Source organism: Candidatus Poriferisodalis multihospitum, assembly GCF_028283155.1.
Classification (GTDB): domain Bacteria; phylum Actinomycetota; class Acidimicrobiia; order Acidimicrobiales; family Poriferisodalaceae; genus Poriferisodalis; species Poriferisodalis multihospitum.
The window spans coordinates 1-13,055 of record NZ_JAPYOK010000040.1 but is presented as its reverse complement, the minus strand read 5'-3'; the positions used below and the strand labels follow the sequence as shown (position 1 = coordinate 13,055).

12 protein-coding genes and 1 tRNA gene are annotated in these 13,055 nt (G+C 67.9%); 9 read left to right on the top strand and 4 right to left on the bottom strand.

The genetic code is table 11. The annotated features are described in order from the left end of the window. The 6 genes from VI480_RS03220 to VI480_RS03195 all read left to right on the top strand — a co-directional run bounded on the left by VI480_RS03220 (position 1) and on the right by VI480_RS03195 (position 7,613). Positions 1–1,680: an NADH-quinone oxidoreductase subunit N gene (locus VI480_RS03220; protein WP_323671374.1), complete on the top strand. Its 1,680-nt coding sequence runs from the start codon at positions 1–3 to the stop codon at positions 1,678–1,680. 36 nt (positions 1,681–1,716) lie between these two features. Then, positions 1,717–2,727: an SAM-dependent methyltransferase gene (locus tag VI480_RS03215; RefSeq protein ID WP_323671373.1), complete on the top strand. Its 1,011-nt coding sequence runs from the start codon at positions 1,717–1,719 to the stop codon at positions 2,725–2,727. A gap of 157 nt (positions 2,728–2,884) precedes the next feature. Further along, positions 2,885–4,906, top strand: coding sequence for an acetate--CoA ligase (gene acs / locus VI480_RS03210; RefSeq protein ID WP_323671372.1), 2,022 nt, complete (start codon positions 2,885–2,887; stop codon positions 4,904–4,906). A gap of 7 nt (positions 4,907–4,913) precedes the next feature. Further along, entirely contained in the window at positions 4,914–5,453 is a 540-nt protein-coding gene (locus VI480_RS03205; RefSeq protein WP_323671371.1) for a hypothetical protein, read from the top strand. 38 nt (positions 5,454–5,491) lie between these two features. Beyond that, the gene (locus VI480_RS03200; RefSeq protein WP_323671370.1) at positions 5,492–6,601 is read left to right on the top strand and encodes a hypothetical protein; all 1,110 of its coding nucleotides are present in this window, start codon (positions 5,492–5,494) and stop codon (positions 6,599–6,601) included. A gap of 157 nt (positions 6,602–6,758) precedes the next feature. Then, positions 6,759–7,613 (top strand): zinc metalloprotease HtpX, encoded by an 855-nt coding sequence (locus tag VI480_RS03195; RefSeq protein WP_323671369.1) that lies wholly within the window; start codon positions 6,759–6,761, stop codon positions 7,611–7,613. A gap of 21 nt (positions 7,614–7,634) precedes the next feature. On the opposite strand, the gene VI480_RS03190 is transcribed toward VI480_RS03195, so the two are convergent. Continuing rightward, positions 7,635–8,123, bottom strand: coding sequence for a YajQ family cyclic di-GMP-binding protein (locus VI480_RS03190; protein ID WP_323671368.1), 489 nt, complete (start codon positions 8,121–8,123; stop codon positions 7,635–7,637). Between the two features lie 102 nt (positions 8,124–8,225). Between VI480_RS03190 and VI480_RS03185 the strand changes: the two genes are divergently transcribed. Continuing rightward, a tRNA-Tyr gene (locus VI480_RS03185) sits at positions 8,226–8,310 on the top strand. Between the two features lie 7 nt (positions 8,311–8,317). Here the strand turns inward: VI480_RS03185 and VI480_RS03180 are convergent. Both VI480_RS03180 and VI480_RS03175 read right to left on the bottom strand, forming a co-directional pair. Further along, positions 8,318–9,094: an SDR family NAD(P)-dependent oxidoreductase gene (locus tag VI480_RS03180; protein ID WP_323671367.1), complete on the bottom strand. Its 777-nt coding sequence runs from the start codon at positions 9,092–9,094 to the stop codon at positions 8,318–8,320. A gap of 66 nt (positions 9,095–9,160) precedes the next feature. Then, positions 9,161–9,667 carry a MaoC family dehydratase gene (locus VI480_RS03175; protein WP_323671366.1) on the bottom strand — a complete coding sequence of 169 codons (507 nt, stop codon included), beginning with the start codon at positions 9,665–9,667 and terminating at the stop codon, positions 9,161–9,163. A 134-nt stretch (positions 9,668–9,801) separates the two neighbouring features. Between VI480_RS03175 and VI480_RS03170 the strand changes: the two genes are divergently transcribed. Beyond that, complete coding sequence (locus VI480_RS03170; RefSeq protein WP_323671365.1) at positions 9,802–10,635, top strand: phytanoyl-CoA dioxygenase family protein; 834 nt, start codon at positions 9,802–9,804, stop codon at positions 10,633–10,635. A gap of 38 nt (positions 10,636–10,673) precedes the next feature. After that, entirely contained in the window at positions 10,674–11,258 is a 585-nt protein-coding gene (locus VI480_RS03165) for an SRPBCC family protein (protein ID WP_323671364.1), read from the top strand. Positions 11,259–11,286: 28 nt separating this feature from the next. On the opposite strand, the gene VI480_RS03160 is transcribed toward VI480_RS03165, so the two are convergent. Continuing rightward, on the bottom strand, positions 11,287–12,939 hold the full coding sequence (locus VI480_RS03160; RefSeq protein WP_323671363.1) for a SulP family inorganic anion transporter: 1,653 nt from the start codon (positions 12,937–12,939) through the stop codon (positions 11,287–11,289). Between the last annotated feature and the right edge of the window lie 116 nt (positions 12,940–13,055).

Below are 13,055 nucleotides of genomic sequence, written 5' to 3'. Positions count from 1 at the left end.
ATGAACCTCGGGGCACTTCTCGCGTTTGTGCGGCCGGATCTTGACTGGCACGCGCTCGCGCCCGAGTTGACCCTGCTGGCCGTCGGCACGCTGGTGACCGTCGCCGACATCGCGTTCGACGACAAGGCCAAGCGGATAATGCCCACGCTGACCGGCGTCGGCCTGCTGGTCACGCTGGTGCCGATCCTGACCCTGGCAGCCGACGGCGCCGAGCGGCCCATGTTCGGCGGGGCCTATGTGGTCGACGACTTCTCGCTGGTGCTCAAGGCGCTGTTCATCCTGGCCGGATACTTGGTGGTGCTGATGTCGGTCGACTACGTGCGCGAGGGCGACTACTACGAGAACGAGTACTACACGCTGCTGCTGACCTCGCTGCTGGGCATGGTGATGATGGCCAGCTCGCGCGATCTGGTGAGCGTGTTCGTGGCGCTGGAGCTGCTGTCGATCCCGGCGTACATGCTGGCGGCGTGGCGCAAGGGCGGTCCGCGTTCCAACGAGGCCGGCCTGAAGTACTACCTGATGGGGGTTTTCGCCTCGGCGGTGATGCTGTACGGCATGTCGCTGGTGTTCGGCGTGGCCGGCGACACCGACTTCGGGACGATTGCCGCCGCGCTGACGGGCGAGGGCGCGAGCCCGATCGTCATCGTGGCGATCCTGTTCGTGCTGATCGGCTTCGCGTTCAAGGTGTCGGCCGTGCCGTTCCACACGTGGGCGCCCGACACCTACGAGGGTGCTCCCACGCCGGTCACGGCGTTCCTGTCGGTGGCGTCGAAGGCGGCAGGCCTGGTGGCGCTGCTGGCGCTGGTGTTCGTGGCCTTCGAGGGGGCCGCCGACGTCGTGCAGCCGTTCTTCTGGGTGCTGGCCGCGGTGACGATGACCGTGGGCAACCTGATCGCGCTGCGCCAAACGAACATCGTGCGGATGCTGGCCTACTCGGGCGTGGCGCAGGGCGGCTTCATGCTGGTGCCCTTCGCCGTGGCGTTCGAGGGCGATGCCTGGACCGTCCCTGGCGCCGACATCACCACCAACGTGCTGCCCAGCGCGTACGAGGCGATCATCGTCTACGCCATCATCTACGCCTTCATGAATCTGGGGGCGTTCAGCGTGGTGCTGGCGGTGTCACGGCGCACCCGCTCAGGCGAGATCTCGAGCTACGGCGGGCTGTTCAACTACGCACCTGGCATGGCGGTGCTGATGACGCTGTTCCTGGCGGCGCTGGCCGGCATACCGCCAGCGGGCGGCTGGTTCGCCAAGTTCGTGATCTTCCGAGCACTGGCCGACGCGAGCACGCCGGCCGGCTGGGTGCTCGCCGTCATCGTGGCCGTCAACGCGGTGATCGCGTTCGGCTACTACGCCCGGGTGCTGGTGCAGATGTGGTTCCAGCCAGTGCCCGAGACGGTGGCGCTGGGGGTCGATTCCGGAGGCGACGACGAGATCGATCTTGACGAAGCGGTCGGCTCGGCCGATGCGACCGCCGAGCAGGACGAGCACGGCGACGCGTGGTTGGCCACCGAAACCCGTCAGGCCACGATGGTGCGCTTCACTCCGGGCAAGATTCCCATGACCGGGGCATTGGCAGCGGCGCTGGCGATCACGGCAATTGCCACGCTGGCGCTCGGCGTCTTCCCGGGTCTGGTGAGCCACTTCGGCGACGTCGCATCGTTCCACTTCGGCGGCTGAGCACTGGCGGGGCGCACGGTCCCGGTGTCCAGCCCCATGCCTGACATCCGCCGCTTCGACGAATTCATGGACGAGGCGCTGTACGGCCCTTCCGGCTTCTACGTGTGCGGGGGACGGCCTGCGGCTCGGGGCGGAGACTTTGCCACATCGGTCGAGCTGGGCGCGCTGTTCGCCCAGTGCGTCGCCCGATACCTGGATCGCACATGGGACGACCTGGGCCGGCCGGACCCGTTCGTTGTGGTCGAGGGCGGCGCTGGTCGCGGGACGCTGTGCAGCCATGTGCTCGCGCACGTCGAGACGTGCAGCGAAGCACTGCGGTACGTGATGGTCGAGCGCGTGGCGCGCCAGCGCGCCGAGGCGCTGGAGGCAATCGGCGAGTCCCAGCCCGTCCGCGCAGCGCCGGATCTTCCCGACGGCCCTTTCGTGGGTGCCGTGCTCGCCAACGAGCTTCTCGACAACCTGCCGTTCCGCCTGCTCGAACGTTCAGACGCTGACTGGCAGGAGGTGCATGTTGCGCCCGAAGGTGCCGCCGAAGTGCTGCGGGAGGCGCCGGCCGATGCGGCGGCGATGGCCGAGATGTTGGCCCCGGACGCCGCACCGGGTGCGCGCGTGCCACTGCAGCTGAAGGCAGCGGTCTGGGTCCGCCGGGCGCTGCGATCGCTCGAGCGAGGCCGGCTGCTGGTGTTCGACTACGGCGTGCGACGCACCACCGAGCTGGCACAGCGTCCGCAGAGCGAATGGCTGCGCACCTACCGGTCCCAACGCCGTGGACAGAACCCGCTGCATGCGCCAGGCACCGCGGATATCACCTGCGACGTGGCCTTCGACCAGCTGCCGCCCGGTGCGACGTTGAACACCCAAGCCGATTGGCTCATTGGGTCCGGCATCGAATCCATGACAGCGGAGGCGCGGGCGCGCTGGCAACAAAGCCGATCCAACCCGACGGCCGAGACGCTTGCCGCCCGGACGCTGCTCGACGAAGCAGCGGCGCTCATCGACCCCGACGGCATGGGCGCCTTCTGGGCCGCCGAATGGCACGTCGGCTGAGGGCTGGCAGCGGCACTGCTCCCGAGCCGGCACGCCCGTGAGACGCTGAGTGGGTGCCCACTACTCTGCGAATCTGGCTGAGCAGGATCGGGCTTCGCACGCGACGCCGGTCCGATCCGCACATGTACACCGGCAGCACGACGAGACAGGAACTCTGATGACTGACACGAGCGCCGAGGCGACGATCGAGGACTACTACGTCGAAGACCGTGTCTTCGAGCCCGCGGACGGCTTCCGTTCGGCGGCGCTAACGGCAGATCGGTCGCTCTATGACGAGGCTGCGACCGACCGGCTGGCGTTCTGGGCTCGCCAGGCCCGCGAGCACGTCACCTGGTTCACCGATTTCCACACGGTGCTCGAATGGGATCTGCCGTTCGCGAAGTGGTTCTTGGGCGGCACGCTCAACGTGTCGTACAACTGCCTCGACCGCCACGTGGAGGCTGGCCGCGGCGACAAAGTGGCCTACTGGTGGGAAGGCGAGCCCGGCGACACCCGCACGATCACCTATGCCGACCTGCTCGACGAGGTGTGCAAGTTCGCCAACGTGCTGAAAGGCCTCGGCGTCGAACGCGGCGACCGCGTGTGCATCTACATGCCGATGATTCCCGAGCTTCCGGTCGCCATGCTGGCCTGCGCCCGCATCGGTGCCGCCCACTCGGTGGTGTTCGGCGGATTCTCGGCCGATTCGCTGTCGGACCGCATCGACGACGCGTCAGCCAAGCTGCTCATCACCGCCGACGGCGGCTACCGGCGCGGCGAGCCGTTCGGGCTGAAGGACACCGCTGATGCCTCAGTGGCGGCCACCACCACCATCGAGAACGTGGTCGTCGTGCGGCGCACCGGTCAGGACGTGTCGTGGAACGACAGCGTCGACCACTGGTACCACGACCTGATGGAGGGCCCCACAGCCGCCGCCGATTGCCCGCCCGAGCACATGGACTCCGAAGACCTGCTGTACCTGCTGTACACCTCGGGCACCACGGCCAAGCCCAAGGGCATCATGCACACCACCGGCGGCTATCTCACCCAGGTGGCGTTCACGCACCGCTACGTCTTCGACCTCCAGCCCGACACAGACGTGTACTGGTGCGCCGCCGACATCGGCTGGGTGACCGGCCACAGCTACATCGTGTACGGGCCGCTCGCCAACGGCGCCTCGTCGGTCATGTACGAGGGCACACCCGACACCCCCCGCCCAGAGTTCCGCGACGTCGCAGGCACACAAGACAGAGCGAGCTGGCCCAAGGACCGGCTGTGGGACATCATCGAGCGCTACGGCGTGACCCAGCTCTACACGGCCCCCACGGCCATCCGCACGTTCATGAAGTGGGGTGCGGTCGAGGTGGAGCGGCACGACCTGTCCAGCCTGCGGGTGCTCGGCACGGTCGGCGAGCCCATCAACCCCGAGGCCTGGATGTGGTACCACACCCACATCGGCGGCGGCACGTGCCCCATCGTGGATACGTGGTGGCAGACCGAGACCGGCGGCCACATGATCACTCCGCTGCCGGGTGTCACCACCACCAAGCCCGGCTCGGCAACCCACGCGCTGCCGGGCATCTCGGTGGAGCTGGTGGATGACGCCGGCAACCAGGTCGAGCGCGGCGGCGGCTACCTGACCATCACCGAGCCGTGGCCGTCGATGCTGCGCGGCATCTGGGGCGACCCCGAGCGCTACCACGAGACCTACTGGAGCACGTACGAGGGCCGCTACTTCGCCGGCGACGGCGCCAAGATCGACGACGACGGCTACCTGTGGCTGCTCGGCCGGGTCGATGACGTGATGAACGTGTCGGGTCACCGCATCTCCACCACCGAGGTGGAGTCGGCTCTGGTCGACCACCCGTCGGTAGCCGAAGCAGCGGTGGTGGGCGCCACCGATGCCACCACCGGCCAGGCCATCGTGGGCTACGTGATCCTGCGTGGCGGCCACGACGCCACCGACGCGCTGCGCGAGGAAGTGCGCCAGCACGTTTCCGCCAAGCTCGGAGCGATCGCCCGGCCCAAGGCGGTGGTGCTGGTGCCAGACCTGCCCAAGACCCGCTCGGGCAAGATCATGCGGCGATTGCTGCGTGACGTTGCCGAAGGACGCCAGCTTGGCGACACCACCACGCTGGCCGATGCAGGCGTGGTGGAGGAGATCCGCACCCGCGCAGCCGAAGCCCCCAGCGAAGACTGAGCTGGACATGGCGAAGGGCCCGAGGCACAGGCGAACCCTTGCCGCGTCGGTTTCCGAGGGCGATTGGCCGGCGTACTGGTGGTGGCGGGATGGGCCGGTGCCGCCGGGCGACTGCGTGATCGTCGACATCGACGGCGTGCTCGCCGATGCCTCTCACCGCCAGCACCACCTCGACGGGCCCTGGCGCGACTGGGACTCGTTCTTCGCCGACGTGGGCGACGACGACGTGCTCGACGAGGTCTTCGAGCTGCTCGTGCTGCTGAATCCCGAGCTGGTGGTGGTGGCCCTCACCTCCCGGCCGACCTGGGTGTCGGGCGCAACCCTCGACTGGCTCGTCAAGCACAAGGTCCGCTGGGACCTGCTCATCATGCGGCCCATGGGCGACTTCCAGCCGTCGCCGCTGTTCAAAGACGAGCAGACCCAAGCACTGCTGGAGTGCGGCTACACACCACGCCTCGCCATCGACGACGACATGCGCAACGTCCGCATGTACCGCGACCTCGGCCTGCCCACGCTCTACATCGACAGCGGCTACCACCCCCACTAGCCCCACCGTGATGACTCCGGACCTGACAGCATGAGCCGGTGACTCGTACAGCGTTGGTGATTGGCGGCACGGGGCCGACTGGGCCTGGCGTGGTGAACGGGCTGTTCGAGCGCGGGTACGACATCACGGTCCTGCACACCGGGCGCCACGAGGTCGACACCCTCCCGCCTGAGTCCGAAGTCCCCCATATCCACACCAACCCGTTCCGCATCAACGAGGTGGCAGAGGCCCTCGGCAGCGCCACGTTCGATGTCGTGTACGCCATGTACGGGCGGCTGCGCGACCTGGCGCCGTACTTCGTGGGGCGCTGTGGCCAATTCATCGCCGTCGGCGGCATTCCCGTCTACCGGGGCTACGCCCGGCCGGCCGAGAACTGGCCACGCGGGCTGCTCACACCGCTGCGGGAGTCTGCCGAACGTGCCGTCAACGACGCCAACGACAAGGTGGCGAAGATCGTCGCCACCGAAGACACCCTGTTCGAACACCACCCCGACGCCACGATCTTCCGCTACCCGCTCATCTACGGACCCGGCCAGATCAACCCGCGCGAGTGGCTCATCGTGCGCCGCATCATCGACGGCCGTCGCCGGATCATCGTGGCCGACGGGGGCCTCACGCTGCGCGCCGCCGCGTACGGCCCCAATGCCGGCCATGCGCTCACGCTCGCCGCCGACCATCCCGAGGCTGCCGCCGGCAAGGCCTACAACATCAGCGACGAGCACACCCTGACGGCAAGACAGACGATTCAAGTGATCGCTGCGGCCCTCGATGTCGAGCTGGACATCGTGAACCTGCCTGGCGAGCTCGCCACGCCTGCCCGCCCCTTCCTCGGCGAAGAGGAATCGCTGCACCGGGCAATGTCGCCCGATCTGATGATTGCCGAGCTGGGCTACCGCGACAAGGTCGGCGTGGTCGAAGCCGTCGGTCTTACGGCCCGCTGGCTGGCAGAGAATCCGGTCCGGCGCGGCAGCACGAAGGAACGCCGTATGCAGGACCCCTTCGACTACGAGGCCGAGGATGCCATCATCGACGCATACCGATCGTCCATCGGCACAGCCGCCGAGTTGGCAGCCGCCTTCGACCCCGACTTCCGCGGCCGCTACAGCCCGGGCTCTGACGACTGGCGCCTCGTCGACGCCAAGAACTGAACACCCAGCACGCAGACTCAGGCACAGCCGCATCCACGCCAGAGCCGTCCCGCTGCCGCGACCCACCCCGCGCCTGAGCGACGGACTGCCGTCATTAGCCTGAACCGCGACAGCACAGCGTCTGCAACACACCAACCGAAACGAGGTGCAGCCCGACGTGCGAAACACGGCCAAGACCACTGTTCTCCTGGCTGGGCTCGGTGGCCTGATCATGTGGATCGGCAGCTTCTGGGGCCAGAGCGGCCTCATATTGGCCGCCGTTATCGCCTTTGTCATGGTGGGCGGCAGCTACTGGTTCAGCGACAAGCTGGCCATCCGCTCCGCCCGTGCCCAGGAAGTCCAGCCCCATCAGCTCCCTGAGTACTGGCGGATCATGGGTGAGCTCACCACGCTGTCGGACATGCCGATGCCCCGGCTGTACGTCTCGCCCGACCCGCAGCCCAATGCCTTCGCTACCGGCCGCAATCCGAAGAATGCCGCGGTCTGCGTCACCGAGGGGCTCATCCGGAACCTCAGCTGGTACGAGATCCGTGGCGTGCTGGCGCACGAGCTCGCCCATATCCGCAACCGGGACATCCTCATCGGCTCCGTCGCGGCTGCTGTGGCCACGGCCATCACCTTCGCCGCCCGCATGGCGCAGTTCGCCCTGATCTTCGGGGGCGGAGGGCGTGACAACGACCGCAACCCGTTCGGCGAGATTCTGCTCATCATCCTGGCGCCGATCGCCGCGATGCTGCTGCAGATGGCCATCAGCCGCAGCCGCGAGTACCAGGCCGACCGCACCGCGGCGCGCATGATCAGCGACGGCGAGCCGCTGGCCCGGGCGCTCGAGAAGCTGGACGTGGCCTCCAAGACGGTCCCCAGCCTGGCCGACCCCAATCAGGCCCAGATGTACATCGCCAACCCGTTGGCTAGCCGCCGGATGGGCTTCAAGGGCCTGTTCACCACCCACCCGCCGATGGAAGAGCGCATCCGCCGCCTCCGCGACGGCACCTGGCAGGAAGCGATCTAGCCGGGGATCTGTACCGGGGGTTCAGTCGCGGAAGTTCTCGAACTGCAGGGGAACGTCGAAGTCGCCTTCCTTGAGCTCGGCGATGACGGCCTGCAAGTCGTCACGCTTCTTTGACATCACCCGAAGCTGATCGCCCTGGGTCTGCGATTGCACGCCCTTGATGCCGAGACCCTTGATGAACTTGTTGAGCTCGCGGGCCCGGTCCGACGAGATGCCCGCTTGCAGGGCAGCGGCCTGGCGCACTGAGCCGCCCGAGGCCTCCTCGACGTTGCCGTAGTGGACGGCCTTCAGGCTGACCTGGCGGCGCACGAGCTTTTCTTCCAGCACCTGGCGCATCGCTGCAAGCCGATCCTCGGTGCTCGACCGCATGTTGATGGCGCCCTCGCCCAGCTCCACGGCACTGCCCGTGTTGCGGAAGTCGTAGCGGTTGGCGATCTCACGGGACGCCTGATCCACCGCGTTGCGGATCTCCTGCATGTCCACCTTGGAGACAACATCGAATGAAGCCATAGCCGCAAGCTAGCGAGCCGAATCTGGCCCCGGACTCTGGAACTTGCAGGGCACTCGACCATGCAGTCGGCGCCACGTGCACCGGTAGCCTGCCCACCTCTGGGGTCGGTGCCCGAGCGGACAAAGGGAGCGGGCTGTAAACCCGTCGGCTACGCCTACGGAGGTTCGAATCCTCCCCGGCCCACCAGCACCCGTCAGCGGCCGGCGCTGAAGCCGCCGTCGATGGGGTAGAGGCCGCCGGTGATGTAGCTGGCGTCGTCGGAGGCCAGGAATGCGACGAGCGCGGCGACCTCGTGGGGCTCGCCGTAGCGCTGCGCGGGAATCCGTTCAGCCATTCCCTTGCGGACGTCGTCGGCGTTCTCGCCGCCGATGAACGTCTCGAGCGAGCGCATCATGCGCGTCTCGATCGGCGATGGGCACACGGCGTTGACCCGCACCCCGGATGTGGCCAGCTCGAGGGCGGCGGACTTGGTGAGACCGGCCACGGCGTGCTTGCTGGCCGAGTACGGCGAGATGCCCCGTGAACCGAACAGGCCGGCCACCGACGCCGTATTGACGATGGCGCCGCCCCCGCCGGCGATCATCGCCGGCGCGGCGTATTTGATGCCCAGCCACACGCCGCGCACGTTCACCGCGATGACCTGGTCGAAGTCCTCTTCGGGATAGTCGACCATCGGGAAGTAGGTGCCTTCGATGCCGGCGTTGTTGAACAGCACGTCCACCCGGCCGAAGTTGTCCATGGCCGCCTGCACATAGCCGGCCACCTCGTCGGACTTGGTCACATCGGCGCCGACGGCCAGCGCCTCGCCGCCTGCAGACTCAGCCGCCGCCACCGCCGCGCCCAAGTCGGTGGTGGCCAAGTCCACCGCCACCACCGTCGCCCCCTCGGATGCGAATCGCTCACACGCAGCCAGCCCGATCCCGCCGGCCGCCCCCGTCACGATCGCCACCCGTCCCGTGAACCTGCTCATGACGTCTCCCGCACCTGATCCGAGAATCCCGTCGACCGTACTGCTGAGGCAGGGTGCCGCGCGGCGCTAGTCGGCGTGGCGGCAGAGGACCATGCGGGTGGGGGAGTAGACCATCACGAGGCTGGCGTGCTGGTTGAAGACCTCGTTGCGGGTGGTCACGATGCCGCGGTCTCCCCGTGACGTGAGGCGGGCAGCGGTCACCTCGGCCACCACCTGCAGCGTGTCGCCGACGAACGTCGGGCCCTTCACCTCGACGGTTGCGCCCAAATACGCCACGCCCGTGCCCGCAATCGCGCCACCGCTGATGATCAGCCCCTCAGCCAGCGACATCACCAGGCTGCCGGGCACGAGCCGTCCTTCGTAGCCGGCGCGCTCGGCCGCTGTGGCATCCAGGAAGAGCCCCTCGGCAAAGCCGAACTGGGTCGCGTACACGACCAAGTCGGTCTCGGTGATCGTCCGCCGGCTCGTGCTCCAACGCTTGCCGACCGGTTGCTCGTCGAACGTCCAGCCCCGGTGCGGCCGGGGCGGCAGTCCCGGGATCGAGCCCGATCCGCCGCTGCTGTCGTCATTCATGTCGCCTCCCGACCCCGAGTCTGACAGTGCTGCACAGGCCGATGCAGTTCCTGGCTGCGCGACGGCTGGCGGCGCGGCAGGCGCATCGTGTTGACTGGACACTGTTCACGCGACGTCGGCGACAGGGGGCGACGATGAGCGACACGGTTCTGGACCGACCAGCACACGACATCGTCGATGACGACACGATCGAGCGATTCCGCGCAGACGGCGTAGTGGCGCTGCGCAACGTCGTCGACGGCGAGTGGGTGGAGCGGCTGCGCGGGGGCGTCGCCGACGAGATGGCCAACCCGAGCCCTACGGCGCACAACTACGAGTCCACCGGTTTCTTCGGCTCGCTGGATCTGTGGCGCTTCCACCCGCTGTTCGAAGAATTCGTCACGCAGTCTCGGCTCGGCGAGCTGGCGGCTGCGATGTTCGGCTCGCCCATCGTGCGCATGTACTACGACCAGCTGTTCGTCAAGGATCCCGGTTCCAGCCAGCCGGTGCCGTGGCACAACGACCAGCCGTACTGGCCCATCTCGGGTCGCCAGGTGATGTCGTTCTGGATCGCGCTCGACACCGTCGACGCCACCAACGGCCGGGTTGAGTACGTCCGTGGCTCGCACGCCTGGGACCGCTGGTTCCAGCCACGCACCTTCGCCCCGACGAACGCCCACGACTACGAACGCAATCCCGACTACGAGCTCGTGCCCGACATCGAGGCCAACCGGGACAGCTACGACATCATCTCGTTCGATCTCGAACCTGGCGACGCGGTCGCCTTCTGGGCGATGATCCTGCACGGCTCGCAGGGCAACGCGGACCAAGGCCGGGCGCGGCGCGGCTACGCCGTCCGCTATATCGGCACCGACGTCCGCTACGACCCTCGCATCGGCACCGCCCAAGCGCTGCACGTGGACGGACTGGCGGCGGGCTCGGTGATGGAACTGGACCGCTATCCGGTGGTCTGGCCCCGCTCAGCCTGAGCCGAGCGGTCTCGGCGGCGGTCGGTCACAATGGCCGCATGGACGAAGCGACGAGCAGCGCATTGACGCCATCTGACGAAGCATTGGTGGGGCAGTACGCCGGCGACGGCTACGAGATGATGGAGCCGATCATCGGCAGGGTCGCCGTGGCAGCCCCACCAGCCGACGTCTGGGCCGCCATCAGCCCGGCCGGCAACCTCACCAGCATCCACCCGTTCTGCGAGCGCAACGAGGTGAACGTGTGGGACGGCGCCCGCAGCCGCGACCACGTCTACTACTACAGCGGCGTCCACTACCAGCGAGAGTTCTGTGACTGGTTCGACGGCACGGGCTACGACCTGGTGCTCGGCCCGCCGGGGGCTCGCACTGCTTTGGTGCGATGGCGCATCACCCCCCAGGATCCCGAGGCCGGCGTCAGCGACTTCAGCATCAAGGTGATCGCGCTGCTGCGCGACGACGTGCCGGCCGCCGAGCGGGAGCATTACGCCGAGCACATGATCCGCCGACCGCTGCCCTCCTACCTCGACTCGGTCGTGCGGGGCACGGGTCACTTCGCCGAGACCGGCACGCCGGTCACGAAGAACCAGTTCGGGACCCACCCCATCTACTCGCCCGCCGACTGAGCAGGCCTCGCGGCGGCCGCGGGCCGGCTCAGTTCGGCTCAGGCAGCTTCAGCAGAATCCGGGCAGCTGCACGAGCCTTGTCCAGCGTCGGCACGAACCGGTTTCTCGGCACCTTGTCGAGCGCGTTCAGCGCGCGCAGGCTTGTTGCCGGCGGGCCGCTGAGGCCCATCACGATCACTTCGGTCTTGCTCTCTACAGCAGTGTCGATGAGGTACTCCACCAGCATCGCCGCGCTGTCGTCGATGTACACCGTGTCGGTGAAGTCGATGATCACCACCTCGTGCTCTGCGATGTCCGTGCCGAGAATGTCGATGAGGCTCTTCGACGAGGCCACGGTGAACGTGCCTCGCAGCGACACCAGCCCGACCCGTGCAGAGAACCCGCCGGCTGCGACCTCATCGGCGTCGCCGGCCTCGGCGTCTTCCCCCAGGAAGACCCGGTCAAGCAGCGGCACCGACACGACGGCGTCGAGCTGGAGCCGTTCGAACTGGCGAGCAGCCGACATGGCCGCCACGATGAGCCCGATCGCCACGGCGGTGATGAGGTCGAGCACCACCGTCAGCACCATCGTGATGCCCATGATCATCAGGTGCTCGCGCTGCACCCGGTGCATGCGCTTGAGGAATCGCCAGTCCACGATGTCCCAGCCGACCTTCAGCAAGATGCCGGCCAGCGCAGCGAGCGGCACCGACTCGACATAGCTCCCCGCTCCCAGCACGATGGCCAGCAGCACCAGAGCGCGCAGCGCGCCCGACACCCGGGTGCTGCCGCCGGCCCGGATGTTCACCACGGTGCCCACGGTGGCACCGGCCCCGGGCAGCCCGCCCACCAGACCTGCGGCGATGTTGCCCAGACCCTGGCCGATGAGCTCCTGGTTGGGGCTGTGCCGCGTGCGCGTCATCGAGTCGGCGATCAGCGATGTCAGCAGGCTGTCGACCGCTCCCAGCAGTGCGAGTGTGATGGCGGGCTGCACCGCTCCCGCCAGGACGCCCAACGACAGCACCGGTTGCTGAAGGTCCGGCAGTCCGGAGGGCACTTCGCCGATGACCGGTGCATCGCCCAGGAACAGCACCCCCATGAGTGTCCCCACGGCGAGGGCGGCGAGCGTCGCAGGGAACCAGCGATGCAGGCGGGCGGGCCAGAAGATGCACACGCCCAAGCTGACGGCGGCGATGACCACGGCGCCGGCGTTCAGGTTCAGGATGGCGTCAGGCCAGGCGCGCATCACATCGAGCGGGCCGCCGCCAGCGCTCTCCACACCCAGGGCCGGCAGCGTCTGCAAAATGATGATGATGATGCCGACGCCGGACATGAAGCCCGAGATCACCGAGTACGGCGTGTAGGAGACGAAGCGGCCGAATCGCAGGATGCCCAGCAGCGTCTGGATCACCCCGGCCATCACGACGACCGTGAGTGCTTCTTGAAGCGACGACGCGTGTTCTGTGATGACCACAGCCATGGCCACCGCCATGGGTCCGGTGGGTCCCGAGATCTGCGAACGCGTCCCCCCGAACACGGCGGCGAAGAATCCCAGCGCGATGGCGCCGTACAGCCCGGCCATTGCGCCGAGCCCCGAGGCCACTCCGAAGGCGAGCGCGACAGGCAGGCCGACTACCGCCGTAGTGACACCGCCGAAGATGTCACCGCGCAGCGCGTGCAGGTCGTACCGCCGAGCTTGCATCACCCGCCCCCGAGAGACACTAAGAGGCCGCGCCGATAGGCGACCGTCCACCAGTCGTCGGGTCGGGTCCGCTGTGATGCGGGCTGCTTGCCGAACCGACGATCTGGTGGAGGTGC